This is a genomic window from Mesorhizobium sp. M7A.F.Ca.CA.002.05.1.1 (assembly GCF_003998335.1).
Classification (GTDB): Bacteria; Pseudomonadota; Alphaproteobacteria; order Rhizobiales; family Rhizobiaceae; genus Mesorhizobium.
This window is the reverse complement of record NZ_RZQI01000785.1, coordinates 1-2,814: the sequence shown is the minus strand read 5'-3', so window position 1 is coordinate 2,814 and position 2,814 is coordinate 1. Positions and strand designations below refer to the sequence as shown.

The 2,814-nt window shown below is 59.4% G+C and carries 2 protein-coding genes and 1 pseudogene; 2 read left to right on the top strand and 1 reads right to left on the bottom strand.

Annotated features, from left to right (window positions below):
- Nucleotides 1-437, bottom strand: a pseudogene (locus EN939_RS28400) (carbon-nitrogen hydrolase family protein); the annotation flags it as partial.
- 380 nt (nt 438-817) lie between these two features.
- On the opposite strand from EN939_RS28400, the gene EN939_RS28395 reads away from it, so the two are divergent.
- The gene (locus tag EN939_RS28395; protein ID WP_127270695.1) at nt 818-1,660 is read left to right on the top strand and encodes an alpha/beta fold hydrolase; all 843 of its coding nucleotides are present in this window, start codon (nt 818-820) and stop codon (nt 1,658-1,660) included.
- A 232-nt stretch (nt 1,661-1,892) separates the two neighbouring features.
- A partial coding sequence (locus EN939_RS28390; protein WP_127271028.1) for a DUF4331 family protein occupies nt 1,893-2,814 on the top strand: 922 nt, incomplete at its 3' end.

Here is a 2,814-nt window from a genome sequence, read left to right as displayed (position 1 = left end):
GTGCATAAGAGCACACCCGCCATAACGCCGCCAACCTGCGTCGTCGTGAAGTCGCGCGCGGCGGTGGCATACCACTCGGTCTCGTGCCATCCGGGCTCCGCTGGAAAATACTGTTTTCGGTGTACTGCTCGGATCTGGCCATCCTCGATCACCACCGCCTCATTCGCAAGACGGTCTCCTTCCCAAATCGGGCGCGAGGTCAGTACCGTCGGCACCTCCAAAGCAGACAGCGCCGCTAAACCCTGATCGTGGAGCGCAATGCTAGCCGTCGCGATGCTCGCATTGAAACGGCTGCTTGAGGCAATCCAATTTCCAAATGGCAATTCGTTCGTGATGAGCAAGTCGGGCCGCTCGCTACGAACGCGTCTTGAGATATCGGTCCAAAGCGAACCGCGAGGTTGCAGGCCGTCTGGCCATTCGACAAAGCCGATACGCATTTACCCTCCGCCACAGCTTTCTCATCGTGGATCTTATGCGACGCCGACGACGGGAAATGAATGCAATCTCTCTCGCCTCGGGAGGCTTTTGACAGCACGTGATGGTCCATTCTAGCTGGCCAGCCAGCCGTTCGGATTGTGCTCATGTCTAGTCGAAAAAACCAATGGTACGATTCTCGCTCTGCCGTTTCCTGACTAGCCTCCAACCGTGAACTTAACCCTTGGAGGCGACGGACATGGACGTACAAGCACTTACTCCGGCATTCAGATTCAATCGCCGCGAGATGGTGGCCGGTATGGCGACCCTTGCGGCCACGCCACTGCTTCCCGTTCCAGCGTCCGCGCAGGACGCCAACCCTCTTTCTAAAGGAGAGCATCTAATGAGCAGCGGATACATCACGACAAGGGACGGCACGGAGATCTTCTACAAGGACTGGGGCCCCAAAAGTGCCCAACCTATCCATTTCCACCACGGCTGGCCGCTGTCTGCCGACGACTGGGACAACCAGATGCTATTCTTTCTGGCGAACGGATATCGAGTCGTCGCCCACGACCGCCGCGGCCATGGCCGTTCGACTCAGGTAGCCACCGGCAACGATATGGACCATTACGCCGCCGACGCCGCCGCCGTGGTCGAGCATCTTGACCTCCGGGATGTCATCCATATCGGCCACTCGACGGGTGGCGGCGAGGTTGCCCGCTATGTAGCCAGATATGGCGAGCCGCAGCGCCGCGTCGCCAAGGCCGTTTTGATCAGCTCGGTTCCGCCCCTGATGCTGAAGACCCCCTCCAATCCTGGGGGTACGCCGATCGAGGTGTTCGATGGCTTTCGCAAGGCGCTAGCGGCCAGCCGGTCGCAGTTCTATCTCGACGTCGCCTCCGGCCCGTTCTACGGCTACAATCGGCCTGGCGCCAAGGTCTCGCAGGGTGTAATCGAGAATTGGTGGCGCCAGGGTATGATGGGTGGCGCAATTGCACAGTACGAAGGCATTAAGGCCTTTTCCGAGACTGACCAAACGGACGACCTGAAGGCGATCACCGTGCCGACCCTGATCATGCAGGGAGAGGACGACCAAGTGGTTCCCTACAAGGATGCTTCGGTGCTCCAGCACGAGCTGATCAAAAACAGCACGCTGAAGCTTTACCCTGGCTATCCCCACGGCGCCTTTACCATCCATGCAGACGTGTTCAATCCGGAAATCCTGTCCTTTCTGAAAGGTTAGTAGTCGAGCACCCAATCTGGAGAAGACGTTCCGTACGCCTTCTCCAGGCCGCTGTCTTTGCCCATGCAGGCATTGGGGAACGCTCACACTTCTGGACAGGCCAAGACTGCCGGACGTGCGCCGACCAGCGCGACATGCTCAAAACATCGGCCGGGCCGGGCTTTTCGCGACCAACTGTTGAACCCTACGTCACTCGCCTGGCCCGGCCGGTAGAGCTTTTTTGGAGATCGTTATGTCCCACCATCTTGATTCCCCGATCGCACGCCAAGACATCCGCCTCGACATCACTGACCTCTATGTCTTTCGTGGGACGACAGGCACGGTATTCGCGATTAATGTCTGCCACTCGATTTTTGGCAAACTTCCGGTGCCTGGGTACCATCCGGAGGGAATGTACGAGTTCAAGATTGATCTCGACGGCGATGCGATCGAGGACATCACCTTTCGCGTAACATTCGATGCTGCGGACGCGGATGGCAATCAACGCTTTATGTTGCGTCGGATCGATGGGACGGATGCTAGCGATCCGAACTCGCCCGGGGTGGCGATCATCGATGGGTTCACCAACCGAGGCGCGACAACGGCCGATGGGCTTCGCTTCTGGGCGGGAAAGGCCGCCGACCCGTTTTGGATAGATCCTGACGTCCTTCACGCGGTAGGCCACGCATTCCAGGACGGCACAGTGATCAACCTTGTCGGATGGGATCCGGCAAAGGCCCGAAATCTCTTTGCCGGGCACACGGTATACTCGATCGTGCTCGAGGTTCCCGACGACGAACTGCTGATCGGGGCCATTAGCAAGCGCCTCGGCGTGTGGGCTGTTGCGACGTTAGCCACCGACGCGGGCGGTTGGCGCCCGATCAATCGCATCGGACTGCCGATGATCCACCCGCTGTTCACGCAATTCGACGAGGATCTGGGCAACAGGCTGAACGCCGGCCGGCCGGCCGACGATTTTGCAACTTACGGTCTCCGGACTGCCAACGCCATCGCGGCGGTCGTCGCCGCCAACGGTACCTCGGAGGACCCTGCAGGCTACGGTTCGACGGTCGCCCATCGTTTCTTCCCGAACATCTTACCCTACGAGGTGGGCACGCAGGCGACATTCGGATTTGGACAGTGGAACGGCCGTTCGCTGACGGACAATGCCGCCG